This window comes from Mycobacterium sp. PS03-16 (assembly GCF_004570325.1).
In the GTDB taxonomy this organism is placed as follows: domain Bacteria; phylum Actinomycetota; class Actinomycetes; order Mycobacteriales; family Mycobacteriaceae; genus Mycobacterium.
This window is the reverse complement of the sequence record NZ_SPQO01000025.1, coordinates 1-22,168: the sequence shown is the minus strand read 5'-3', so window position 1 is coordinate 22,168 and position 22,168 is coordinate 1. Positions and strand designations below refer to the sequence as shown.

At 68.9% G+C, this 22,168-nt stretch carries 22 protein-coding genes, 2 tRNA genes and 1 pseudogene; 14 read left to right on the top strand and 11 right to left on the bottom strand.

Features of this window, described 5'->3' with window-relative positions:
* From rsmG to rpmH, 6 genes are all read right to left on the bottom strand, one after another.
* Positions 1–675 carry a 16S rRNA (guanine(527)-N(7))-methyltransferase RsmG gene (gene rsmG / locus E4P42_RS19355; protein WP_245234122.1) on the bottom strand — a complete coding sequence of 225 codons (675 nt, stop codon included), beginning with the start codon at positions 673–675 and terminating at the stop codon, positions 1–3.
* A 61-nt stretch (positions 676–736) separates the two neighbouring features.
* On the bottom strand, positions 737–1,282 hold the full coding sequence (locus tag E4P42_RS19350; protein WP_135127693.1) for a R3H domain-containing nucleic acid-binding protein: 546 nt from the start codon (positions 1,280–1,282) through the stop codon (positions 737–739).
* Positions 1,283–1,317: 35 nt separating this feature from the next.
* Complete coding sequence (gene yidC / locus E4P42_RS19345; RefSeq protein ID WP_167759547.1) at positions 1,318–2,484, bottom strand: membrane protein insertase YidC; 1,167 nt, start codon at positions 2,482–2,484, stop codon at positions 1,318–1,320.
* Positions 2,438–2,776: a membrane protein insertion efficiency factor YidD gene (gene yidD, locus E4P42_RS19340; protein ID WP_209305822.1), complete on the bottom strand. Its 339-nt coding sequence runs from the start codon at positions 2,774–2,776 to the stop codon at positions 2,438–2,440. The genes yidC and yidD overlap by 47 nt, the downstream gene beginning before the upstream one ends.
* 5 nt (positions 2,777–2,781) lie before the next feature.
* Complete coding sequence (gene rnpA, locus E4P42_RS19335; RefSeq protein WP_135127690.1) at positions 2,782–3,138, bottom strand: ribonuclease P protein component; 357 nt, start codon at positions 3,136–3,138, stop codon at positions 2,782–2,784.
* Between the two features lie 21 nt (positions 3,139–3,159).
* The gene (rpmH, locus tag E4P42_RS19330) at positions 3,160–3,303 is read right to left on the bottom strand and encodes a 50S ribosomal protein L34 (protein WP_070355130.1); all 144 of its coding nucleotides are present in this window, start codon (positions 3,301–3,303) and stop codon (positions 3,160–3,162) included.
* 549 nt (positions 3,304–3,852) lie between these two features.
* Here rpmH and dnaA point away from each other — a divergent pair.
* From dnaA to E4P42_RS19275, 11 genes are all read left to right on the top strand, one after another.
* On the top strand, positions 3,853–5,331 hold the full coding sequence (gene dnaA, locus E4P42_RS19325) for a chromosomal replication initiator protein DnaA (RefSeq protein WP_135127689.1): 1,479 nt from the start codon (positions 3,853–3,855) through the stop codon (positions 5,329–5,331).
* A gap of 552 nt (positions 5,332–5,883) precedes the next feature.
* A complete protein-coding gene (gene dnaN / locus E4P42_RS19320; RefSeq protein WP_135127688.1) occupies positions 5,884–7,083 on the top strand; it encodes a DNA polymerase III subunit beta in 1,200 nt (399 codons plus the stop codon).
* Between the two features lie 33 nt (positions 7,084–7,116).
* Complete coding sequence (gene gnd, locus E4P42_RS19315; RefSeq protein WP_135127687.1) at positions 7,117–8,010, top strand: phosphogluconate dehydrogenase (NAD(+)-dependent, decarboxylating); 894 nt, start codon at positions 7,117–7,119, stop codon at positions 8,008–8,010.
* A gap of 28 nt (positions 8,011–8,038) precedes the next feature.
* A complete protein-coding gene (gene recF, locus E4P42_RS19310; RefSeq protein ID WP_135127686.1) occupies positions 8,039–9,181 on the top strand; it encodes a DNA replication/repair protein RecF in 1,143 nt (380 codons plus the stop codon).
* On the top strand, positions 9,178–9,756 hold the full coding sequence (locus E4P42_RS19305) for a DUF721 family protein (RefSeq protein WP_135127685.1): 579 nt from the start codon (positions 9,178–9,180) through the stop codon (positions 9,754–9,756). Before recF ends, E4P42_RS19305 begins: the two co-directional genes overlap by 4 nt.
* A gap of 209 nt (positions 9,757–9,965) precedes the next feature.
* On the top strand, positions 9,966–11,993 hold the full coding sequence (gene gyrB / locus E4P42_RS19300; RefSeq protein ID WP_135127684.1) for a DNA topoisomerase (ATP-hydrolyzing) subunit B: 2,028 nt from the start codon (positions 9,966–9,968) through the stop codon (positions 11,991–11,993).
* Between the two features lie 38 nt (positions 11,994–12,031).
* On the top strand, positions 12,032–14,542 hold the full coding sequence (gyrA, locus tag E4P42_RS19295; RefSeq protein ID WP_135127683.1) for a DNA gyrase subunit A: 2,511 nt from the start codon (positions 12,032–12,034) through the stop codon (positions 14,540–14,542).
* 17 nt (positions 14,543–14,559) lie between these two features.
* Positions 14,560–15,462, top strand: a complete 903-nt coding sequence (locus E4P42_RS19290; protein WP_135127682.1) for a DUF3566 domain-containing protein — start codon at positions 14,560–14,562, stop codon at positions 15,460–15,462.
* 73 nt (positions 15,463–15,535) lie between these two features.
* Positions 15,536–15,609, top strand: a tRNA-Ile gene (locus E4P42_RS19285).
* A gap of 160 nt (positions 15,610–15,769) precedes the next feature.
* Positions 15,770–15,842, top strand: a tRNA-Ala gene (locus E4P42_RS19280).
* Positions 15,843–15,879: 37 nt separating this feature from the next.
* Positions 15,880–16,344, top strand: a complete 465-nt coding sequence (locus tag E4P42_RS19275; protein WP_135127681.1) for an HD domain-containing protein — start codon at positions 15,880–15,882, stop codon at positions 16,342–16,344.
* A 3-nt stretch (positions 16,345–16,347) separates the two neighbouring features.
* On the opposite strand, the gene cwsA is transcribed toward E4P42_RS19275, so the two are convergent.
* Complete coding sequence (gene cwsA / locus E4P42_RS19270; RefSeq protein WP_135127680.1) at positions 16,348–16,770, bottom strand: cell wall synthesis protein CwsA; 423 nt, start codon at positions 16,768–16,770, stop codon at positions 16,348–16,350.
* A 129-nt stretch (positions 16,771–16,899) separates the two neighbouring features.
* Here cwsA and E4P42_RS19265 point away from each other — a divergent pair, with 129 nt between their 5' ends.
* On the top strand, positions 16,900–17,427 hold the full coding sequence (locus E4P42_RS19265) for a peptidylprolyl isomerase (RefSeq protein WP_135127679.1): 528 nt from the start codon (positions 16,900–16,902) through the stop codon (positions 17,425–17,427).
* A 23-nt stretch (positions 17,428–17,450) separates the two neighbouring features.
* Here E4P42_RS19265 and E4P42_RS19260 read toward each other — a convergent pair whose 3' ends face one another.
* Both E4P42_RS19260 and crgA read right to left on the bottom strand, forming a co-directional pair.
* Complete coding sequence (locus E4P42_RS19260) at positions 17,451–17,870, bottom strand: PH domain-containing protein (protein ID WP_135127678.1); 420 nt, start codon at positions 17,868–17,870, stop codon at positions 17,451–17,453.
* Positions 17,871–18,025: 155 nt separating this feature from the next.
* Positions 18,026–18,310 (bottom strand): cell division protein CrgA, encoded by a 285-nt coding sequence (gene crgA / locus E4P42_RS19255; protein ID WP_135127677.1) that lies wholly within the window; start codon positions 18,308–18,310, stop codon positions 18,026–18,028.
* A 65-nt stretch (positions 18,311–18,375) separates the two neighbouring features.
* Here crgA and E4P42_RS19250 point away from each other — a divergent pair, with 65 nt between their 5' ends.
* Positions 18,376–19,212 carry a DUF881 domain-containing protein gene (locus E4P42_RS19250; protein ID WP_135127676.1) on the top strand — a complete coding sequence of 279 codons (837 nt, stop codon included), beginning with the start codon at positions 18,376–18,378 and terminating at the stop codon, positions 19,210–19,212.
* A 31-nt stretch (positions 19,213–19,243) separates the two neighbouring features.
* On the top strand, positions 19,244–19,918 hold the full coding sequence (locus tag E4P42_RS19245; protein ID WP_135127675.1) for an aminodeoxychorismate/anthranilate synthase component II: 675 nt from the start codon (positions 19,244–19,246) through the stop codon (positions 19,916–19,918).
* Here E4P42_RS19245 and pknB read toward each other — a convergent pair.
* A complete protein-coding gene (gene pknB / locus E4P42_RS19240; RefSeq protein ID WP_135127674.1) occupies positions 19,896–21,770 on the bottom strand; it encodes a Stk1 family PASTA domain-containing Ser/Thr kinase in 1,875 nt (624 codons plus the stop codon). The genes E4P42_RS19245 and pknB overlap by 23 nt on opposite strands.
* Positions 21,767–22,168 (bottom strand): annotated as a pseudogene (locus E4P42_RS19235) (serine/threonine protein kinase); the annotation flags it as partial. The gene pknB and the pseudogene E4P42_RS19235, both read right to left, overlap by 4 nt.

The following is a 22,168-nucleotide window of genomic DNA, read 5'->3' as shown; positions in this document are numbered from 1 at the left end:
TCATCTCCTGCCCGTTCGACCCGACTTCCCCGCGTTCCGCACCGGGGTCCCCCGCCGGGCGACGACGACCGTCACCGGCGGATCCAAATAGTCCGCGCCACACCTCATCACCCTGACATCGGCAGCGCCGGACCGGGCGAGCACACGCCGGTGTTCCTCGATCTCGGCTTCGGCGCGAGCGCCCTTCAGCGCGAGCATCCGTCCGTCGTGCCGCAACAGCGGCATACTCCAGCCCACCAGCTTGTCGAGCGAGGCGACGGCCCGCGACGTCACGGCGTCCAGCTCGCCCACCTCCCCCACCACCTCGCGCTCCTCGGCGCGTCCGCGGACCACCGCGACATCCAGTGACAGTTCTGCCACCACCTCGCGGAGGAACTCCGATCGCCGGAGCATCGGCTCGATCAGCGTGACGTGGACGTCCGGCCGGGCCAACGCCAACGGTATCCCAGGCAGCCCGGCACCGCTCCCGATGTCGGCGACCCGCTCCCCCGCGACCATCAATTCCCCGAGTGCGGCGCTGTTGAGGACATGGCGGTCCCACAGCCGCTCCGTCTCGCGCGGCCCGATGAGCCCGCGCTCGACGCCGGCGGTCGCGAGCAGATCGACATACTGCTGCGCGAGCGCAAGTCGGTCGCCGAAAACCGCGGCCGCCGCGGCGGGCGCCTCGTGTTTCACGTGAAACAACCCTCCACACTCACGCCCGCTCGGCCGCGGAAACTACACCCGTGTAACTCGCTCAGTCGATCAGCACGACGACACGGCGAGCGGGTTCCACACCCTCGCTCTCGCTGTGCACGCCCGACACGGCCGCGACCGCATCGTGGACGATCTTGCGCTCGAACGGCGTCATCGGCGCGAGTTCCTCGCGCTCGCCGCTCTCGAGCACCCGGCGGGCCACCTTGTCGCCCAGGGCCGCCAGTTCGTCGCGCCGCCGCCGGCGCCACCGCGCGATGTCGAGCATCAGCCGGCTGCGCTCGCCCGTCTTCTGGTGGACGGCCAACCGGGTCAGCTCCTGCAACGCGTCGAGCACCTCGCCCTTGCGGCCGACGAGCTTGTTGAGGTCGTTGCCGCCGTCGATGCTCACCACCGCGCGGTCGCCCTCGACGTCCAGGTCGATGTCGCCGTCGAAGTCGAGCAGGTCGAGCAGCTCCTCCAGGTAGTCACCGGCGATCTCGCCCTCGGCCACCAGACGGTCTTCCAGATCGTCCTCCAGGGGCGCGTCGGCCGCCTCGGACCGCTCGTCGATGTCCTCGCTGCGCTCGGTCGTCTCAGCGTCGGTCATATGTGTCTCTCCCTCTTCCGCCAGTCCCAGACTGGTCAACGCTTGCGCTTCTTGGGTTTGGCCCCGGGCCGTGGCGTTCTGCCGGCCGCCGGCCGTGCGCCGTTCGAGCCCGTTGACTGTCCCCCGCCGGTCTTGCCCGGCGATGCTCCGCCCGCCTTCGTCGCGCCGGCTCCGGCATCGGTCTCGGCTCCGCCCGGAGCCTCGTCGGCGGTCGCCGCCGTCTCCCCGTTGTCCGCCCCCGCGGCTGCCTTCCCCGCTCGCTTCGGCTTGGCACCCGGCGCCGGCGCATTGTGCGAGCGGCGCTCCTGAGCCTCGAGCTTCTTGGCTTCTTCTTCCTTCTCGATCTTGCCGAACACGTAGTGCTGCTGGCCGTAGGTCCAGATGTTGTTGGCGAGCCAGTACATGATCACGGCCAGCGGCAGGAACGGTCCGCCGACCACGACGCCGAGGGGAAAGACGTAGAGCGCGAGCTTGTTCATCATCGCGGTCTGCGGATTGGCCGCGGCCTCCACGCTCTGGCGCGCGACCGAAGCCCGGCTGTTGAAGTGGGTCGCGATCCCGGCCAGGATCATGATCGGCACACCGACCGCGATCACCGCCAGCCGGTTGAACTCGGTGAACGCATCCAGGCCGTGCTGCTGAATCATCGTGGCACCCAGCGGCGCGCCGAACAGGTTGGCGTCGAGGAAGTGCTGGACGTCGGTCGCGCTGAACAGGTAGTTGGGCAGGCTGCGGTTCTCCTCCACCGACAGCCCCAGCCGGCCGATGCCGGTCTGCGTCCGGTTGAAGGACATCAGCACGTGGTAGAGCCCGAGGAACACCGGGATCTGCGCGAGCATCGGCAGACAGCCGAGGATCGGGTTGAACCCGTGCTCGCGCTGCAGCTTCTGCATCTCCAGCGCCATTCGCTGGCGGTCCTTGCCGTACTTCTTCTGCAGCGCCTTGATCTGGGGCTGGAGCTCCTGCATCTGGCGCGTGGTGCGGATCTGCCGGACGAACGGCTTGTACAGGATCGCGCGCAGGGTGAAGACCAGGAACATCACCGACAGCGCCCAGGCGAAGAAGTTGGTGGGTCCCAGGAGGAACGCGAAGGCCTTGTACCAGACCCACATGATCGCCGACACCGGATAGTAGATGATGTCGAGGCTGAACCAGTTAAACACGCGAGTTGCTCCTGACAGGGTCGGCGGCGCAGGGTGCATCGCCTAGATCTATGGGCGGGTCTCCGGCCGGACCGTCGGGATCGTCCGTGACGTCCGGCCGCTCGGGTATCGGGTCCCATCCTCCCCGATGCCACGGCCCGCATTTCGCCAACCGGGCCACCGACAGCCACGCCCCACGGACCACGCCGTACTCGGTGAGCGCATCCACGGCGTACTGACTGCACGTCGGCATGAAGCGGCACGACGCCGGGCGCAGCGGGGACACCATGTGCCGGTACAGCTGGATGACGTAGATGAGCGCACGGGCCACCGCGCCGCCCATCCGGCGCATCGCGGTCACGCGCGAGCTCCGACGCGTGGCATCGCCCGACGCACCGCTTCGGACAGCTGGCGGTGCAGACGCGCCGAGGATGCCTCGCCGGCGCCGGGCAGGGCGCGGATCACCATGCGATGGCCGGGATCGAGGTCATCGAGGACCGGATAGGCGATATGCCGCAGGCGCCGCGACACCCGGTGGCGGACCACGGCGTTGCCGACGGCCTTCGAGACCACCAGGCCGATCCGCGGACCGGACGGGTCGGCGGCGATGTGGGCCAGGTGCACGACGAGGTCGGGCTGCGCCGCGCGCACCCCACGACTGACGGTGCTACTGAACTCCGTCGACCGGGTCATCCGGTACCGAGCCGGAAGCACGGCGCAAGAACCCGCGCCGGCTCACGCAGTGAGAGAGCGACGGCCCTTGCTACGGCGGCTGGACACGATGGCGCGACCGGCACGGGTCCGCATGCGCAGCCGGAACCCGTGAACGCGTGCGCGACGCCGGTTGTTCGGCTGGAACGTCCGCTTGCCCTTGGCCACGGCAATCTCTCCTCGTTACGTGTGGCAACCTCGTTCCACCCGCGCGTCGAACGTGGATGGACGCGGTCGCCGTTGTTAAGCTTTCGCATCTTGCTAGCCGGCGCGCACTCCGCGGTTGTCGGATCGCAGCCGTATCGCCTCGTACGGGCGACTGTTCGAGGGTACTGACGAGATTTGCGTGGGTCAAACCTCGCCGGTGACCGGCCCCGATGTTGACATCCGTCACATTCTTCACCGATCTCTCGCGGGTGCAAAGAAGAGGCCCGGGAATGTTGTGGAACGGTTGGCACTCCGAGAGAAAACTGTTAGCTTCTGGCAATGCCGTTTCGCACTGGGACGGCCACCGACAACGAAAAGAGGACGCCTCCGCGGCCGCGAGCCCACAGCCCACGCCGACTGTGCTGAGCCCCGTCCCGTAGCGTCCCCGCCGGTAGACAACTTAAGCGACGACACCTGTCTTCTCTCCACAGACTGTGGATAACTTTGTGGACAGATTGTCGTCGTTCCATTGGTCGTCTTCTGGGACTGGCCTCGAGGGGGTATGCGTCGTTGACAGCTGACCCCGATCCACCCTTCGTTTCGGTCTGGAACACCGTCGTCGCCGAGCTCAACGGCGACCCGGCCGGCCTCCGCAACGGCGATCCCGCCCTGCCGAGCCTGACCCCGCAGCAAAGGGCCTGGTTGAAGCTGGTCAAACCGCTGGTGATCACCGAGGGGTTTGCGCTGCTCTCGGTGCCGACCCCGTTCGTCCAGAACGAGATCGAACGCCACCTGCGCGAGCCCATCATCACCGCCCTCAGCCGCCACCTCGGCCAGCGGGTCGAACTCGGTGTGCGCATCGCCACCCCGGTCGACGACGAGGAAGAGCCCCCGCCACCGATCCCGGCCGATCACGACGAAGTCGACGAGGACACCGAGGCCCGGGTCAGCGCGGAGGAGAGTTGGCCGCGGTACTTCAGCCGGCCGCCGCAGCCCGTGGCCGCCGACGACCCGGACGCCGTCAGCCTCAACCGGCGCTACACCTTCGACACCTTCGTCATCGGCGCGTCCAACCGCTTCGCCCATGCGGCCACGCTGGCGATCGCCGAGGCGCCGGCCCGGGCCTACAATCCGCTGTTCATCTGGGGTGAGTCCGGGCTGGGGAAGACACACCTGCTGCACGCCGCGGGCAACTACGCCCAGCGGCTGTTCCCCGGCATGCGGGTGAAGTACGTCTCGACCGAGGAATTCACCAACGACTTCATCAACTCGCTGCGCGACGACCGCAAAGCGTCGTTCAAGCGCAGTTACCGCGACATCGACGTGCTGCTGGTCGATGACATCCAGTTCATCGAGGGCAAGGAAGGCATCCAGGAGGAGTTCTTCCACACGTTCAACACCCTGCACAACGCGAACAAGCAGATCGTCATCTCCTCCGACCGGCCGCCCAAACAGCTGGCCACGCTGGAGGACCGGCTGCGGACCCGGTTCGAGTGGGGGCTGATCACCGACGTCCAGCCGCCGGAACTCGAGACTCGCATCGCGATCCTGCGCAAGAAGGCGCAGATGGACCGTCTCGATGTCCCCGACGACGTCCTGGAGCTGATCGCCGGCAGCATCGAGCGCAATATCCGCGAGCTCGAGGGTGCGTTGATCCGGGTGACCGCGTTCGCCTCGCTGAACAAGACACCGATCGACAAATCGCTCGCCGAGATCGTGCTGCGTGATCTGATCTCCGATGCCGGCACCATGCAGATCTCGACGGCGGCGATCATGGCGGCCACCGCCGAGTACTTCGAGACCACGGTCGAGGAGTTGCGTGGCCCCGGCAAGACCCGCGCGCTCGCGCAGTCCCGCCAGATCGCCATGTACCTGTGCCGCGAGCTCACCGACCTGTCGCTGCCCAAGATCGGGCAGGCGTTCGGCCGCGACCACACCACGGTCATGTACGCGGAGAAGAAGATCCGCGGGGAGATGGCCGAGCGACGTGAGGTGTTCGATCACGTCAAGGAACTCACCACGCGCATCCGCCAGCGCTCCAAGCGCTGACTTTTCGCCGATTTCACCGCCCCGGGGTGCTCCCCCGGGGTTTTGTCACGTGTCAAAAAGCGTCGCGGGCCGAAAAACTCTGGTCTCGGCTGTCACACCGGTCACGCTCCCCCGTTGTGGATATCGCTGTGGATGATCTGGTGGCCGATGCGTGAACAACAGCCGTCTTGTTACACAACGCATCCGGCGTCCACAGAACGCACCCCGCCTGCGGCCGACGCTCCACAGCCGACTCACATCGCGACACGCCTGCCACGCTGGGCCGCAGCGTAATCATCCCCAGTCTCCACAGTCCCTAATACTGTTACTTCGATATCTCTCTAGTTCTTCTCTCAGAAGACAGGCGTTGGGGAATCAGCGCTCGGCACCGGCCGCGGTCGCGGTCGCACCGCGGATGTCGGCCCGATCGATTAGCTTTCAAGTTCGGATGGAAAGCTCTACGGTGGAGCATCGACAGCCGTTACGGTCGTCGAGACGCGTCTGGCCGAGGCGTCCCGAGACACCGGTAAACACGCTGGTAGAGCTCATTGTGGTGTTATTCGAAGGGACGCTATGGACGTGGCGACGACGACGGCGGGTCTGTCTGACCTGAAGTTCCGCCTGGTGCGTGAGGACTTCGCCGACGCGGTGGCCTGGGTGGCTCGCAACCTGCCGACCCGCCCGACCGTGCCCGTGCTGGCCGGGGTGCTGCTCACCGGCGACGACGACGGTCTGACCATCTCGGGATTCGACTACGAGGTCTCGGCCGAGGTGCGCGTCTCGGCCGAAATCGCCTCTCCGGGAAGCGTTCTGGTCTCCGGGCGGCTGTTGTCCGACATCACCAAGGCCTTGCCCGCCAAACCCGTCGACGTCAGCGTCGAAGGCACCCGCGTGTCGCTGACCTGCGGCAGCGCCAGGTTCTCGCTGCCGACCATGGCGGTCGAGGACTACCCGGCCCTGCCCGCGCTGCCCGACGAGACCGGGGTCATCGGCGCCGACCTGTTCGCCGAGGCCATCGGCCAGGTGGCGGTCGCCGCCGGCCGCGACGACACGCTGCCGATGCTGACCGGCATCCGCGTCGAGATCACCGGCGACAGCGTGGTTTTGGCGGCCACCGACCGGTTCCGGCTGGCCGTGCGGGAACTCACCTGGTCCACCCGCACCCCGGATGTCGAGGCCGCGGTGCTGGTGCCGGCCAAGACGCTGGCCGAGGCCGCGAAGGCCGGTACCGACGGCACCGAGGTCCAGCTCGCGCTGGGCGCCGGCGCCTCGGTCGGCAAAGAGGGTCTGCTCGGTATCCGCAGTCAGGGAAAGCGCAGCACCACCCGACTGCTGGACGCCGAGTTCCCGAAGTTCCGCCAGCTGCTGCCCGCCGAGCACACCGCGATGGCGACCATCGGGGTCGCCGAACTCACCGAGGCCATCAAGCGGGTGGCGCTGGTCGCCGACCGCGGCGCCCAGGTGCGCATGGAGTTCGCCGACGATGTGCTGCGGCTGTCCGCCGGCGCCGACGACGTGGGCCGCGCCGAGGAAGACCTGCAGGTGTCCTTCTCCGGGGACCCGCTCACCATCGCCTTCAACCCGACGTACCTCACCGACGGCCTCGGTTCGTTGCATTCCGAACGCGTGACGTTCGGCTTCACCACGCCCAGTAGACCCGCGGTGTTACGGCCGGCCAGCGACGATGACGCCGTGGCCGGCGCGACCGGGCCGTTCCCGGCCCTGCAGACCGACTACGTCTATCTGTTGATGCCGGTGCGGCTCCCGGGCTGACCGGTCCGAACCGCACGACGAAGAGGGGCGCACATGCAACTGGGTTTGATCGGCCTGGGCAAGATGGGTTTCAACATGCGTGAGCGGCTGCGGGAGGGCGGCCACGAGGTGGTCGGTTACGACCCGCGCCCGGAGGTCACCGACGTCCCGACCCTTGCCGCGCTGGCCGACGCCCTGCCGTCGCCGCGCGTCGTGTGGGTGATGGTGCCGTCGGGTCCGGTCACCCACGACACGATCGTCGCGCTGGCCGATGTGCTCGGTGCGGGCGATCTGGTCATCGATGGCGGGAATTCCCGCTACACCGAAGACATCCCGCACGCAAACCTGTTGCGCGAGAGGGGAATCGGTTTCATCGACGCCGGCGTGTCCGGTGGCGTCTGGGGCCTGCGCGAAGGCTACGGCCTGATGGTCGGCGGTGCCGACGCCGACATCGAGCGGGTCATGCCGATCTTCGACACGCTGCGCCCACCCGGTGACCGCGCGGACGGCTTCGTCCATGCCGGCCCGGTCGGTGCGGGGCATTTCGCCAAGATGGTGCACAACGGCGTGGAGTACGCATTGATGACCGCCTACGGCGAGGGCTACGAGATGCTGGCCGCCGAGGACCTGATCCGCGATCCGCAGGCGGTGTACCAGGCGTGGACCAACGGCACGGTGGTGCGGTCCTGGCTGCAACAGTTGCTCGCCAAGGCGTTGCGCGAAGACCCCGACCTCGCCCAGATCTCCGGTTACACAGAGGATTCCGGCGAGGGTAGATGGACCGTCGAGGAGGCGATCCGGCTGCGGGTGCCCGTCCCGGGCATCGCGGCGTCGCTGTTCGCCCGGTTCCTGTCACGTCAGGACGACTCCCCCACCATGAAGGCCGTGTCGGCGTTGCGCAACCAGTTCGGCGGCCACGCCGTGCAGCGCATCAGCAAGTCCGGGTAGGCGACCGCACACCCGAGGAGCGAGTGAGTTGTTCGTTCGGCATCTGTCGTTGACCGACTTCCGGTCATGGGCCCGCGCGGACCTCGAACTGGCGCCGGGCCGGACCGTCTTCGTCGGCCCCAATGGTTTCGGTAAGACGAATCTCGTTGAGGCCCTGTGGTATTCGGCGACGCTCGGCTCGCACCGGGTAGGGTCGGACGCACCGCTGGTGCGCGACGGCGCCGCCCGGTCGGTGGTGTCGACGATCGTGGTCAACGACGGTCGCGAACTCGCGGTCGACCTCGAGATCACCGCAGGCAAGGCGAACAAGGCGCGGCTCAACCGCTCGCCGGTGCGCAGCCCGCGGGAGGTGCTCGGTGTGCTGCGCGCCGTGCTGTTCGCGCCCGAGGATCTGGCGCTGGTCCGCGGCGACCCCGGGGAGCGCCGCCGTTACCTCGACGATCTGGCCACCACGCGGCGGCCCAGCATCGCCGGGGTGCGCGCCGACTACGACAAGGTGGTGCGTCAGCGCACGGCGCTGCTCAAGACCGCCTCGGCGGCGCGCTACCGCGGGGACCGCAGCGTGCTCGACACCCTCGACGTATGGGACGGACACCTGGCCGCCCACGGCGCCCGGCTGATGGCCGCCCGCAACGATCTGGTGGATCATCTGTCGCCGGAGGTCGAGAAGGCCTACCAGCTTCTCGCCCCGGCGTCGCGGCCGGCGGCGATCCGCTACCGGCCCAGCGTGGAGGCCACCGACGACGACAGCGTCGAGTACTACGAGGCGGCGCTGCTGGATGCGATGGCCCGCAGGCGCGACGCCGAACTCGAGCGCGGGGTGTGCCTGGTCGGCCCGCACCGCGACGATCTGGAGTTGCGGCTCGGCGATCAGGCCGCGAAAGGCTATGCCAGCCACGGGGAATCGTGGTCGATGGCGCTGGCGTTGCGGTTGGCGGCCTATGAGCTGCTGCGGGCCGACGGCAGCGATCCGGTGCTGCTGCTCGACGACGTGTTCGCCGAACTCGACACCGCGCGGCGGCGGGCGCTGGCCGGCGTCGCCGCCGCGGCCGAGCAGGTGCTGGTGACCGCGGCGGTCCCGGAGGACATCCCGGCGGACTGGGACGCGCGACGGGTGCAGATCCGGATGCGCGACGACGACGGCGGCCGGGTTTCGGTGGTGGAGCCGTGACGGCCGACGACGGCGCACCGGTCGACGAGGAACCGGACCTCGGCCCGCCCGAGCACCTCGCGGGGCTCAAGGGCATGGACCTGGTGCGGCGCGCGCTCGAGGAGGCCAGGGGTGCGGCGCGCAGCCAGGGTAAGGACGTCGGCCGCGGCCGCAGCTCCCCGGCTCGGCGGGTGGCCGGCCCGCCGCGGCGGCGCACCTGGTCGGGGCCGGGACCGGATTCCCGGGACCCGCAACCGCTGGGCGCGGCCACCCGGGATCTGGCCCGCAGCCGGGGCTGGTCGCCGCGGGTGGCCGAGGGCGCGGTGTTCGGCCAGTGGCAGGCCGTGGTCGGTGAGCAGATCGCCGAACACGCGACACCGACGGTGCTGCGCGACGGGGTGCTCACGGTGTCGGCCGAGTCGACGGCCTGGGCCACCCAGCTGCGGATGGTGCAGCCCCAGCTGATCGCGAAAATCGCCGCCGCGGTCGGCGACGGAGTGGTGACGTCGCTGAAGATCGTCGGCCCGACGGCGCCGTCGTGGCGGAAGGGGCGGTACCACATCGCGGGCCGCGGACCCCGCGACACGTACGGCTGAGAGCCGCCCAGCGCCCGCGATCCGACTGCTCAAGCGTCTGGACGCACCGAGGAGCGAGAAATTCCGTGCACGGCGCGGTCAGGTATGCAGAAACGCCGTCACAGAATCGGTCCTGACGGCAGTAACGGGTAGACTGGCGTAGTTCCCGTGGGGGGCGGTTGGCCCCTGCGCCGGCAATCCCCAGCCAAGACCAAGGAGACCCGTCCAACGTGGCTGCCCAGAAGAAGAGTGCACCCCAGGAGTACGGCGCCGATGCCATCAAGGTCCTCGAAGGCCTTGAAGCGGTCCGGAAACGTCCGGGCATGTACATCGGTTCCACCGGTGAGCGTGGTCTGCACCATCTGATCTGGGAGGTCGTCGACAACGCCGTCGACGAGGCGATGGCCGGTTTCGCCTCGAAGGTCGACGTGCGCATCCTCGAGGACGGCGGCGTCCAGGTCACCGACGACGGCCGCGGTATCCCCGTCGCGATGCACGCCACCGGCGTCCCGACCGTCGACGTCGTGATGACCGTGCTGCATGCCGGCGGCAAGTTCGAAGAGGGCGCCTACCAGGTGTCCGGTGGTCTGCACGGCGTCGGCGTGTCGGTGGTCAACGCGCTGTCGACCCGCCTGGAGGCCGACATCCGCCGCGACGGGTACGAGTGGTTCCAGACCTATGACCGGTCGGTGCCCGGCACCCTCAAACAGGGTGAGAAGACCAAGCAGACCGGGTCGACCATCCGGTTCTGGGCGGATCCGGACATCTTCGAGACCACCGACTACGACTTCGAGACCATCGCCCGCCGGCTGCAGGAGATGGCGTTCCTCAACAAGGGCCTGACCATCGAGCTCACCGACGAGCGGGTGACCGCAGAAGAGGTGGTCGACGAGGTCGTCAGCGACACCGCCGAGGCGCCGAAGTCCGCCGAGGAGAAGGCCGCCGAGAAGACCGGCACGCACAAGGTCAAGCACCGCACGTTCCACTACCCGCATGGCCTGGTCGACTACATCAAGCACATCAACCGCACGAAGACCGCGATCCACCAGAGCATCATCGATTTCGGTGGTAAGGGCGACAGCCACGAGGTCGAGATCGCGATGCAGTGGAACGCCGGCTACAGCGAGTCCGTGCACACCTTCGCCAACACCATCAACACCCATGAGGGCGGCACCCACGAAGAAGGGTTCCGCGCCGCGCTCACGTCCGTGGTGAACAAGTACGCCAAGGACAAGAAGCTGCTCAAGGACAAGGACCCGAACCTCACCGGTGACGACATCCGCGAGGGTCTCGCCGCGGTGATCTCGGTGAAGGTGCGCCAGCCGCAGTTCGAGGGGCAGACCAAGACCAAACTCGGCAACACCGAGGTCAAGTCGTTCGTCCAGCGCGTCTGCAACGAGCAGCTCACCCACTGGTTCGAGGCGAACCCCGCCGAGGCCAAAACGGTGGTGAACAAGGCGGTTTCGTCGGCGCAGGCCCGTATCGCGGCACGCAAGGCGCGGGAACTGGTGCGGCGCAAGAGCGCCACCGACATCGGCGGCCTGCCCGGCAAGCTGGCCGACTGCCGCTCCACCGATCCCCGCAAGTCGGAACTGTATGTGGTAGAGGGTGATTCGGCCGGCGGCTCGGCCAAGAGCGGCCGGGACTCGATGTTCCAGGCGATCCTGCCGCTGCGCGGCAAGATCATCAACGTCGAGAAGGCGCGCATCGACCGGGTGCTCAAGAACACCGAGGTGCAGGCCATCATCACCGCGCTGGGCACCGGCATCCACGACGAATTCGACCTGGCCAAGCTGCGCTATCACAAGATCGTGCTGATGGCCGACGCCGACGTCGACGGCCAGCACATCTCGACGCTGCTGCTGACGCTGCTGTTCCGGTTCATGAAGCCGCTCATCGAGAACGGCCACGTGTTCCTGGCGCAGCCGCCGCTCTACAAGCTGAAGTGGCAGCGCAGCGAGCCGGAGTTCGCCTACTCCGACCGCGAGCGCGACGGCCTGCTCGAGGCGGGTCGCAAGGCCGGCAAGAAGATCAACACCGACGACGGCATCCAGCGCTACAAGGGTCTCGGTGAAATGGACGCCAAGGAACTGTGGGAGACCACCATGGATCCGTCGGTGCGGGTGCTGCGCCAGGTCACGCTCGACGACGCGGCGGCCGCCGACGAGTTGTTCTCGATCCTCATGGGCGAGGACGTCGAGGCCCGCCGCAGCTTCATCACCCGCAACGCCAAAGACGTTCGCTTCCTTGATGTCTGATCGACTCCCGAAGTCCAACCGTCACGAGGGACTGATACATGACTGACACCACGCTGCCCCCGGAAGGGGAAGCCGGCGACCGGATCGAACCGGTCGACATCCAGCAGGAGATGCAGCGGAGCTACATCGACTACGCGATGAGCGTGATCGTCGGGCGCGCGCTGCCCGAGGTGCGCGACGGCCTCAAGCCCGTGCACCGCCGCGTGCTGTACGCGATGTTCGACTCCGGCTTCCGGCCCGACCGCAGCCACGCCAAGTCGGCCCGCTCGGTCGCCGAGACCATGGGTAACTACCACCCGCACGGTGACGCGTCGATCTACGACACCCTGGTCCGGATGGCCCAGCCGTGGTCGCTGCGCTACCCGCTGGTCGACGGCCAGGGCAACTTCGGCTCGCCGGGCAACGACCCGCCGGCGGCGATGCGGTACACCGAGGCACGGCTGACTCCGCTGGCGATGGAGATGCTGCGTGAAATCGACGAGGAGACAGTCGATTTCATCCCGAACTACGACGGCCGGGTGCAGGAGCCGACGGTTCTGCCGAGCCGGTTCCCCAACCTGCTGGCCAACGGTTCGGGCGGTATCGCGGTCGGGATGGCGACCAACATCCCGCCGCACAACCTGCGCGAGCTCGCCGACGCCGTGTACTGGTGCCTGGAGAACCACGACGCCGACGAGGAAGCCACGCTGGCCGCGGTCTGCGAACGCGTCAAGGGTCCGGACTTCCCCACCCACGGCCTGATCGTCGGGACCTCGGGTATCGAGGACACCTACAAGACCGGTCGCGGGTCGATCCGCATGCGCGGCGTCGTCGAGATCGAAGAGGACAACCGCGGCCGCACCGGCATCGTCATCACCGAGCTGCCGTACCAGGTCAACCACGACAACTTCATCACCTCGATCGCCGAGCAGGTGCGCGACGGCAAGCTCGCCGGCATCTCCAACATCGAGGACCAGTCCAGTGACCGGGTCGGCCTGCGCATCGTCGTCGAGCTCAAACGCGACGCCGTGGCCAAGGTGGTGCTGAACAACCTCTACAAGCACACCCAGCTGCAGACCAGCTTCGGGGCGAACATGCTGTCGATCGTCGACGGGGTGCCGCGCACGCTGCGCCTCGACCAGCTGATCCGCTACTACGTGGAGCATCAGCTCGACGTCATCGTCCGGCGCACCCGCTACCGGCTGCGCAAGGCCAACGAGCGGGCCCACATCCTGCGCGGTCTGGTCAAGGCGCTCGACGCGCTCGACGAGGTGATCGCGCTGATCCGGGCGTCGGCCAACGCCGACGTCGCGCGCAGCGGCCTGATGGAGCTGCTCGACGTCGACGAGATCCAGGCCCAGGCGATCCTGGACATGCAGCTGCGGCGCCTGGCCGCCCTGGAACGTCAGCGCATCGTCGACGACCTGGCCAAGATCGAGGCCGAGATCGCCGACCTCGAGGACATCCTGGCCAAGCCGGAGCGGCAGCGCGCGATCGTGCGCGACGAGCTCAAGGAGATCGTCGACAAGCACGGCGACGACCGCCGGACCCGCATCGTGCCGGCCGACGGCGAGGTCAGCGACGAGGACCTCATCGCCCGCGAGGACGTCGTCGTCACGATCACCGAGACCGGGTACGCCAAGCGCACCAAGACCGACCTGTACCGCAGCCAGAAGCGCGGCGGGAAGGGTGTGCAGGGCGCCGGGCTCAAGCAGGACGACATCGTCAACCACTTCTTCGTCTGCTCCACCCATGACTGGATCCTGTTCTTCACCACGCAGGGCCGGGTGTACCGGGCGAAGGCCTACGAGCTGCCGGAGGCGTCGCGCACCGCGCGCGGTCAGCACGTCGCGAACCTGCTGGCCTTCCAGCCCGAGGAGCGCATCGCCCAGGTCATCCAGATCAAGGGTTACGAGGACGCGCCCTACCTGGTGCTGGCCACCCGCAACGGGCTGGTGAAGAAGTCCCGGCTGACCGACTTCGACTCCAACCGCTCGGGCGGCATCGTCGCGGTCAACCTGCGCGACGGCGACGAACTGGTCGGTGCGGTGCTGTGTTCGTCCGAGGACGACCTGCTGCTGGTGTCGGCGAAGGGCCAGTCGATCCGCTTCTCGGCCACCGACGAGGCGCTGCGGCCGATGGGTAGAGCCACCTCCGGTGTGCAGGGCATGCGGTTCAACGCCGACGACGAGTTGCTGTCGCTGAACGTCATCCGGCCCGACACCTATCTGCTGGTCGCCACCAGCGGCGGGTACGCCAAGCGGACCTCGATCGAGGAGTACACCGCCCAGGGTCGCGGTGGAAAGGGCATCCTGACCATCCAGTACGACCGCCGACGTGGCAATCTGGTCGGAGCGTTGATCGTCGACGACGACACGGAGTTGTACGCCATCACCTCGGGCGGCGGAGTCATCCGGACGGGTGCCCGGCAGGTCCGCAAGGCCGGCCGGCAGACCAAGGGCGTCCGGTTGATGAATCTGGGTGAGGGCGACACACTGATCGCCATCGCGCGCAACGCCGAGGCGGGCGACAGCACCGACGAGGTCAACACCGACCCCGAATCGGTCTGACCAGTGAGGAGCTGTAGGTGAGTGCACCGAACGAGCCGGGGTACCCCCGCGGGGGCGACGGCGCCGGGAGCGGTAACGGCGCTGCCGCGCCGCGGGCCGGCCGGGAGAACGGCTCGCCCGCCGGCTCTGCGGGCCACGCTCACGAGGGTGGCGGCGATGTGCCGCCGTGGCAGCGTGGCCGCAGCACCCGCCCGCCCCAGAGCGGGGCGCCGCGGACCGACGCGCCCCGCCAGGAGGCCCCGCGCCAGGACGCTCCGCGCAGCGGCGGGTCCCCCGCCCACGCGCCGGGCGCCGAGGCCAGGGCGACCAACCGGTTCCCGGTGAGCGGATCGGCGCCCACCGAGGAGACCAAGGCGCCGTCGCCGGTGCGCACCACCGAACGCCCCGACGCCCCGCGGCCGGAGGCCTACGCCAGCGAACTACCCGACCTGTCGGGCCCGGTGCCGCGCCCGCCGCAGCAGCGCAAGCCGGCCGCCGACCGTCCCGACCGGGACGCCGGCGCCCGCCCGGGTGCAGGACGTGTGCAGGTCGCCGGCCGGGGCCACCAGTCCCGCGGACCTGTTCGTGCCAGCATGCAGATCCGCCGTATCGACCCCTGGAGCACGCTCAAGGTGTCGCTGGTGCTGTCGGTGGCGCTGTTCTTCGTGTGGATGATCGCCGTGGCGTTCCTCTACCTCACGCTCGGCGGGATGGGCGTGTGGGACAAGCTCAACAGCAACGTCGGGGACCTGCTGACCAGCACCAGCGGCGCCAGCGGCGGCGAACTGGTGTCCAGCGGCACGATCTTCGGCGGCGCCGCGCTGATCGGGCTGGTCAACATCGTGATCCTCAGCGCGATGGCGACCGCGGCCGCGTTCATCTACAACCTCACCACCGACCTGGTCGGCGGCGTGGAAGTGACGTTGGCCGACCGCGACTAGTCGAATTTGGGGCGAGGGCCGCGGTTACGGTAATCTCGTCGCTCGTCGCAGGTGCACTCACCGGTGACGACACGGGCCTATAGCTCAGGCGGTTAGAGCGCTTCGCTGATAACGAAGAGGTCGGAGGTTCGAGTCCTCCTAGGCCCACTGGACAGGCTGGTTCGGCACCGGCCCGGCCCACCGAAAGGCGGCACCATGCGATGGATCCTGGTGCTGGCCGGGGTGGCGGTGTCGGTGCACGTATGGCGTTCGCGGCACGGCCCCGAGGTGTGGCACGCGCTCGACGAACGGACCGCCTGACCGTCGAGGGGCCTTAGCTCAGTTGGTAGAGCGCTGCCTTTGCAAGGCAGATGTCAGGAGTTCGAATCTCCTAGGCTCCACTCACACTGTGACCGTTATCGAGAAGAGGTGCGGCGCATGGCTTTCGAGCTGTCCGACGAGGCGTTGGTTTCCAGAGCCGACGAGATCGCCGAGAAGGCGCATCAGGGACAGCTCGACAAGATCGGCCGGCCCTACATCGACCATCCTCGCCGCGTCGCGGCCCGGCTGGACACCGCGGACGCCAAGGCCGCCGCGTTGTTGCACGACGTCATCGAGGACTCCGAGCTCACCGCCGCCGATCTGCGCGCCGAGGGTATCCCCCGACGGGTGGTCGACGCCGTGGTGCTGCTGACCCGGTGTGCCGATGTGCCCGACGCCGTCTATTACCGCCGCATCCTCGGCGACGAGCTGGCGCACGTCGTCAAACTCGCCGACCTCGCCGACAACACCGACCCGCGCCGGTTGGCGCAGATCGGCGAACCGCTGCGCACGGCACTGCGCGAGAAGTACCGCAACGCCTACGCGGCGCTCGGAGCGCCCGAACTGGCCCCCGCGCTGTAGCGATCAGGGCCGTGGCGTCACCTCGACGCTCGGCGGCAGCGGCGAGGGCTCCGGCTGCGTGGAGCGCCGCACGATGGAGAACGTCACCGCGCCGACGGCCAGCACGCCGGCCCCGACCCCCAGCAGCACCAGCGCACGACGGCGCCGCTTCGGCTGCCGCGCCTCCTGCAGCGCCTGCGGCAGCCCCGTGACGACTTCCTGGGCGATCGCCAACTGGCCGGCCAGCGCGCCCTGGGCGGCGGCCAGTTCCTTGCGCAGCTGCCCGCTGCGGTAACGCCGACGCAGGCTCGCCGCGGTGGCCGCGGCGGACTGCGCGCCGACACCGACCGCACCACGGGTGACGTCGACGGGGCCCAGCGCGCTGTAGCGCAGGCCGCGCGCCAGCCGCTGCTGCGGGGTCATCCGGGCTTCGAGCGTGCGTGTCATGGGCGTACCTCCCTGGCGGCGTCTTCGGCGTCTACAGCCTGCCATCATTCCCGTCGCGCGCGGACGGCATCGGCCGGGGCCGACGGGTGCCGTCGGGCGCCGGACCGGTAAGTGGCAGACTGACGTTCCGTGACGAGCCCCATTCAGACCGCGACGGCGACCCTGCACACCAATCGTGGCGACATCAAGATCGCTCTGTTCGGAAACCACGCCCCCAAGACCGTCTCGAACTTCGTCGGCCTGGCCCAGGGCACCAAGGACTACAAGACCGAGAACGCCTCGGGCAGCACGTCCGGCCCGTTCTACGACGGTGCGGTGTTCCACCGCGTCATCTCCGGCTTCATGATCCAGGGCGGCGACCCGACCGGCACCGGCCGTGGCGGCCCGGGCTACCAGTTCGCCGACGAGTTCCACCCCGAGCTGCAGTTCGACAAGCCCTACCTGCTGGCGATGGCCAACGCGGGCCCGGGCACCAACGGCTCGCAGTTCTTCATCACCGTGGGACCGACCCCCCACCTCAACCGCAGGCACACCATCTTCGGTGAGGTCGTCGACCCCGAGTCGCAGCAGGTCGTCGACGCGATCGCCACCACCCCCACCGACCGCAACGACCGGCCGTCCGATCCCGTGGTGATCGAGTCGGTCACGATCTCCTAGAGAGCTCCACTGACCGTTTCCGGTCAGCGCTGACCGGCGTAGCCGGCTGCAGTGAGGGCGTCGAGCACGGCGAGGGGATCCGCCCCGAGATCCCACCGTGTGAGCACCTGCAGCCGGTCGTCGGTCGTTTCTATCTCCAGCAGCCGCACCGTGCGCGCCAGCCGGCGGAACTCCGTGATGCGGATCAGCTTGATGTCCGGCGGCGTGAGCCGCTGCGTGCGCCACCACCCGCGGATTGCCAGCCCGCTGTCGGTGATAGCCAGCTTGGGCCGCGTCCGCCACGACATCGTTGCAAACGTGAGCAGCCCCACAGCAGCGACCCCGGTCAGAATTCGGCCCGGCGGATCTGTGACGACAGTCACAGCAGCAATAGCCATCAGAACGCCGAAGAGGCCGCAACCTGCAATTCCGAGCGCGGGTGGGCTCCACTCAGTTTGCTGCACGGGTTCTCCACACCTGTTTACCGCTGCTAATGAGGTTATCCACATGTGCTATCCCCAATGGGGATGAACTACACCGTTGTGATTGACCTGCTCCGTGGTTGCTGTGCCGACCGCTCACCTGTCGAAGAATGAATTCAATCCGGTGGCGTCGCCGGTCAGCGCCAGCGCATCGTGAGCAACAAACCCGTGATCATGAAAGCAAACGCGATGGCGTAGTTCCACGGACCGAGGTCGGCCATCCACTGCAGCATGCCCGGCGCGTCGATCGGGTTGGTCGCCGCGAGCTGGAACACCAGCAGCCAGATCAGGCCGATCAGCATCAGCCCGATGAACAGCGCGACGAACCACACACTCGACGGCCCGGCCTTGACCTTCACCGGAGTCCGGCTCACCGCGCTGGCGGTGAAGTCGTTCTTCTTGCGGACCTTCGACTTGGGCATGGCTACCTTTGCGGGCTGTCGGTCGCGTCCGACAGCGGTGCGAAGACCGCCGCCGGAGTGCGACGATGGTGCGGATGCCCCCTGAGCCTAACGTAGGACCGTCAGCGCCCACGGAGCCGACGGCGCAGCCCGGCCCCGCTGCGCCGCCGCGCGCCGCGGGTGCGCGCCGGTCCGGCTGGCGGTTCGGGGTGCCGGTGGTGTGCCTGGCCGCCGGTCTGCTGCTGGCCGCCACCCACGGGGTGTCCGGCGGTGACGAGATCCGCCGCAGCGACGCCCCGCGGCTGGTCGACCTGGTGCGGGAGGCCCAGCAGTCGACCGACCGCCTCAGCGCCGAACGAGATGCGCTGGCCGCGCAGATCGACGGTCATCACGGCGGCTCCCCCGGCGCCGATGCGGCGCTCGCGGCGATCACCGCCCGCTCGGATGCACTGGCGGCCGACGCGGGGATGAACCCCATGAAGGGTCCCGGCCTGGTGGTCACGCTCAACGATGCGCAGCGCGACGCGGACGGTAACTTCCCCCTCGACGCCTCCCCCGACGATCTCGTCGTGCATCAGCAGGACATCCAGGCCGTGCTCAACGCGCTGTGGAGCGCCGGCGCCGAGGGCATGCAGATGCAGGACCAGCGGATCATCGCCACTTCGGCGCCGCGCTGCGTCGGCAATACCCTGCTGCTCAACGGCCGCACCTACAGCCCGCCCTACGTCATCACCGCGGTCGGCGACGCGTCCGCCATGCAGGCCGCGCTGTCGGCGGCGCCGCTGGTGACGCTCTACAAGCAGTACGTGGTGCGGTTCGGGCTGGGCTACACCGAGGAGCCCAAGGCCGAGGTGACCCTGGTCGGGCACACCGAGCCGGTCCGGACAAAGTACGCCGAACCGGTCGGGCCGATCGGCTACTGAGCAACCCCGCCGGACCCAGTAACCTGGGCTGATGCAGATCCTGGTCGTCGACAACTACGACAGCTTCGTGTTCAACCTGGTGCAGTACCTCGGCCAGCTGGACGTCGAGGCGCAGGTGTGGCGCAACGACGACCCGCGGCTGAGCGGCGAAACGGCCATCGCCTCGGTCGTCGACCAGTTCGACGGTGTGCTGCTCAGCCCCGGCCCCGGCACCCCGGAGCGGGCGGGCGCCTCCATCCCGCTGGTCCGCGCGTGCGCGGCGGCCGCCACTCCCCTGCTCGGCGTGTGCCTGGGCCACCAGGCGATCGGGGTGGCGTTCGGCGCGACCGTCGACCGGGCACCGGAGCTGCTGCACGGCAAGACCAGCGTGGTCCAGCACGCCGACGCCGGCGTGCTGCGCGGGCTGCCGGACCCCTTCACCGCCACCCGCTACCACTCGCTGACGATCCTGCCCGACACGGTGCCCGACGAACTCGAGGTGACCGCCCGCACCCCCGGTGGGGTGATCATGGGCGTGCAGCACACCGAACTACCCGTCCACGGCGTGCAATTCCATCCGGAGTCGATCCTCACCGAGGGCGGGCACCGGATGCTGGCCAACTGGCTCGGCTACTGCGGCGCCGCCCCGGCCGAGGCGCTGGTCCGTCGCCTCGAGGACGAGGTGGCCACGGCCGTCTCCGCGGCTACGACGCGAAGTTCAGCGTGATCCGGCTGTCGAAGTTCACCCCGGAGCCCGGCGACGGGGTCTGACGCACGACCGCGTTGGGGCGTTGCCCGCTGTTGGGCACGTCGGCGCCCTTGTCGAGCACGCCGGTCCAGCCCAGCGCCCGCAGCCGCGGCTCGGCGTCGGTCCAGAACTGACCCGTGAGGTCCGGCATCACGAACTGGTTGCCGCGCGACACCTGCAGCTGGATCAGCGTGTCCACCGGCACGCTCTGCCCGGCCGTGGGCGTCGTGCCGAGCACCTGGCCGGCCGGTTCGGTGCTGTCCACCTCGGCGGGCACCGAATTGCCGAACCCGGACGCGGTGAGGATCTGCTGGGCCGACTCGACGGTCTGACCGACCACCTCGGGCACCGCCCGGGTCTGCGGCCCGGACCCGACGATGATCGTGATCTCGTTGGTGATCGCGGAGGTCTGGTTGGCCGGCGGATTGGTCGCCATGACCCGGTCCTTGAGTTCCGGGGTCGACGGTGAGGTCTGCTGGCGGAACCGGCCGAACCCGGCGTCGGTGAGCTGCTGCACCGCCTCGGCGTAGGTCAGCGACTTCACGTCGGGAACTTCCCGCTGTTCGGGGCCGGTGGAGACGTTGATCGTGATCTCGTCGCCCGCGTCGGCCTCGGTGTTGGCCTCGGGCGTCGTGCCGATCACGTGGTCGGGCGGCACCTCGGAGTTCGGCTCCTGCGCCGTGCGCACGGCGAACCCGGCGTTCTGCAGCTGCGCGATCGCCTCCGCGGAGACCTCGCCGCGCACGTCGGGCACCTGCACGGCGCGGGTGTCGCCACCGGACATGTTGATCGCCACCGTCACCACGACGGTGAGGATCGCCAGCACCGCGACCGCGGCCAGCCAGCGGCCCACCGACCCGCCCCGGCTGCGTTGCGCCAGGCGCGGTTCGGGGCGCGGCATGTGCCCGATGGGGTCGGTGCGGTCGTGGCCCGGCGCGCTCGACATGAAGGACGTGCGTTCGGCGTCGGTGAGGACCTTGGGCGCCTCGGGCGGTTCGCCGCTGTGCACCCGCACCAGGTCGCTGCGCAGTTCGGCGGCCGTCTGATACCGGTTGTCCGGGTTCTTGGCCAGCGCCTTGAGCACCACGGCGTCGAGTTCGGGGGTGATGTCGGGGTTGCGCCGCGACGGTGGCACCGGATCCTCGCGGACGTGCTGATAGGCCACCGCGACGGGGGAGTCGCCGACGAACGGCGGCTCGCCGGTGAGGATCTCGTAGAGCACGCAGCCCAGCGAGTACACGTCCGAGCGGGCGTCGACCTTCTCCCCCCGGGCCTGTTCGGGCGACAGGTACTGCGCGGTGCCGATGACCGCCGCCGTCTGGGTGACGCTGTTGGAGTCGGCCAGCGCGCGGGCGATGCCGAAATCCATCACCTTCACCGCGCCGGTCTTGCTGATCATGATGTTCGCGGGTTTGACGTCGCGGTGGATGATGCCGTGCTGGTGGCTGAAGTTCAGCGCCTGGCACGCGTCGGCGATGACCTCCAGCGCCCGCCGCGACGGCATCGGGCCCTCGGAGTGCACGATGTCGCGCAGCGTCACGCCGTCGACGTACTCCATGACGATGTAGGGCAGCGGGCCGGTCGGGGTCTCGGCCTCGCCGGTGTCGTACACCGCGACGATCGCGGGGTGGTTCAGCGCCGCAGCGTTCTGGGCCTCGCGCCGGAAACGCAGGTAGAAGCTCGGGTCGCGGGCCAGGTCGGCGCGCAGCACCTTGATCGCGACGTCGCGGTGCAGGCGCGTGTCGCGGGCGAGGTGGACCTCGGACATCCCGCCGAAACCGAGGATCTCCCCGAGTTCGTAGCGGTCGGACAAGTGCTGTGGGGTGGTCATGTCTGTGTGGGAAGCCATGTCTGTGCTGGGGCCGGAGGCAGCGCGCCGATGGGGGCGGGCGCGGCGGTCGCGCCGGGGTGGGTTACCCCGGAGTTGTCTCCACCATGACCGATGGTCCCGGAATCGGTCCAATCGGGCAGCTCGTCGGGCATGGCGGCCGGCGACTCGTACGGCGTGGTCTCGGTGATGGTGTTGGTCACCGTCGGCGGTGGCGGTGCGTTGTCCCTGCGGTCCTGGGCGTTGAGGACGATCAGGATCGCGATGACGATGGCGAGCGCGCCGAGCACGCCGGCCGCCCACAGCAGCGCCCGCTGCCCCGACGAGAACGTGCGCCGGGGCGGCGGCGGGCGGTGCACGGCGCCGGTGGTGCGGGCGCGCGCCGCGGTGGCCGGGGAGAT

What these genes read in the sequence shown, in the direction of transcription:
- E4P42_RS19350 (WP_135127693.1), bottom strand. Translation starts at nt 1,282, where the DNA reads ATGACCGACGCTGAGACGACCGAGCGCAGCGAGGACATCGACGAGCGG.
- yidC (WP_167759547.1), bottom strand. Translation starts at nt 2,484, where the DNA reads ATGCACCCTGCGCCGCCGACCCTGTCAGGAGCAACTCGCGTGTTTAAC.
- yidD (WP_209305822.1), bottom strand. Translation starts at nt 2,776, where the DNA reads ATGCGCCGGATGGGCGGCGCGGTGGCCCGTGCGCTCATCTACGTCATC.
- dnaN (WP_135127688.1), top strand. Translation starts at nt 5,884, where the DNA reads ATGGACGTGGCGACGACGACGGCGGGTCTGTCTGACCTGAAGTTCCGC.
- gnd (WP_135127687.1), top strand. Translation starts at nt 7,117, where the DNA reads ATGCAACTGGGTTTGATCGGCCTGGGCAAGATGGGTTTCAACATGCGT.
- gyrA (WP_135127683.1), top strand. Translation starts at nt 12,032, where the DNA reads ATGACTGACACCACGCTGCCCCCGGAAGGGGAAGCCGGCGACCGGATC.
- E4P42_RS19275 (WP_135127681.1), top strand. Translation starts at nt 15,880, where the DNA reads ATGGCTTTCGAGCTGTCCGACGAGGCGTTGGTTTCCAGAGCCGACGAG.
- cwsA (WP_135127680.1), bottom strand. Translation starts at nt 16,770, where the DNA reads ATGACACGCACGCTCGAAGCCCGGATGACCCCGCAGCAGCGGCTGGCG.
- crgA (WP_135127677.1), bottom strand. Translation starts at nt 18,310, where the DNA reads ATGCCCAAGTCGAAGGTCCGCAAGAAGAACGACTTCACCGCCAGCGCG.
- E4P42_RS19250 (WP_135127676.1), top strand. Translation starts at nt 18,376, where the DNA reads ATGGTGCGGATGCCCCCTGAGCCTAACGTAGGACCGTCAGCGCCCACG.
- E4P42_RS19245 (WP_135127675.1), top strand. Translation starts at nt 19,244, where the DNA reads ATGCAGATCCTGGTCGTCGACAACTACGACAGCTTCGTGTTCAACCTG.
- pknB (WP_135127674.1), bottom strand. Translation starts at nt 21,770, where the DNA reads ATGACCACCCCACAGCACTTGTCCGACCGCTACGAACTCGGGGAGATC.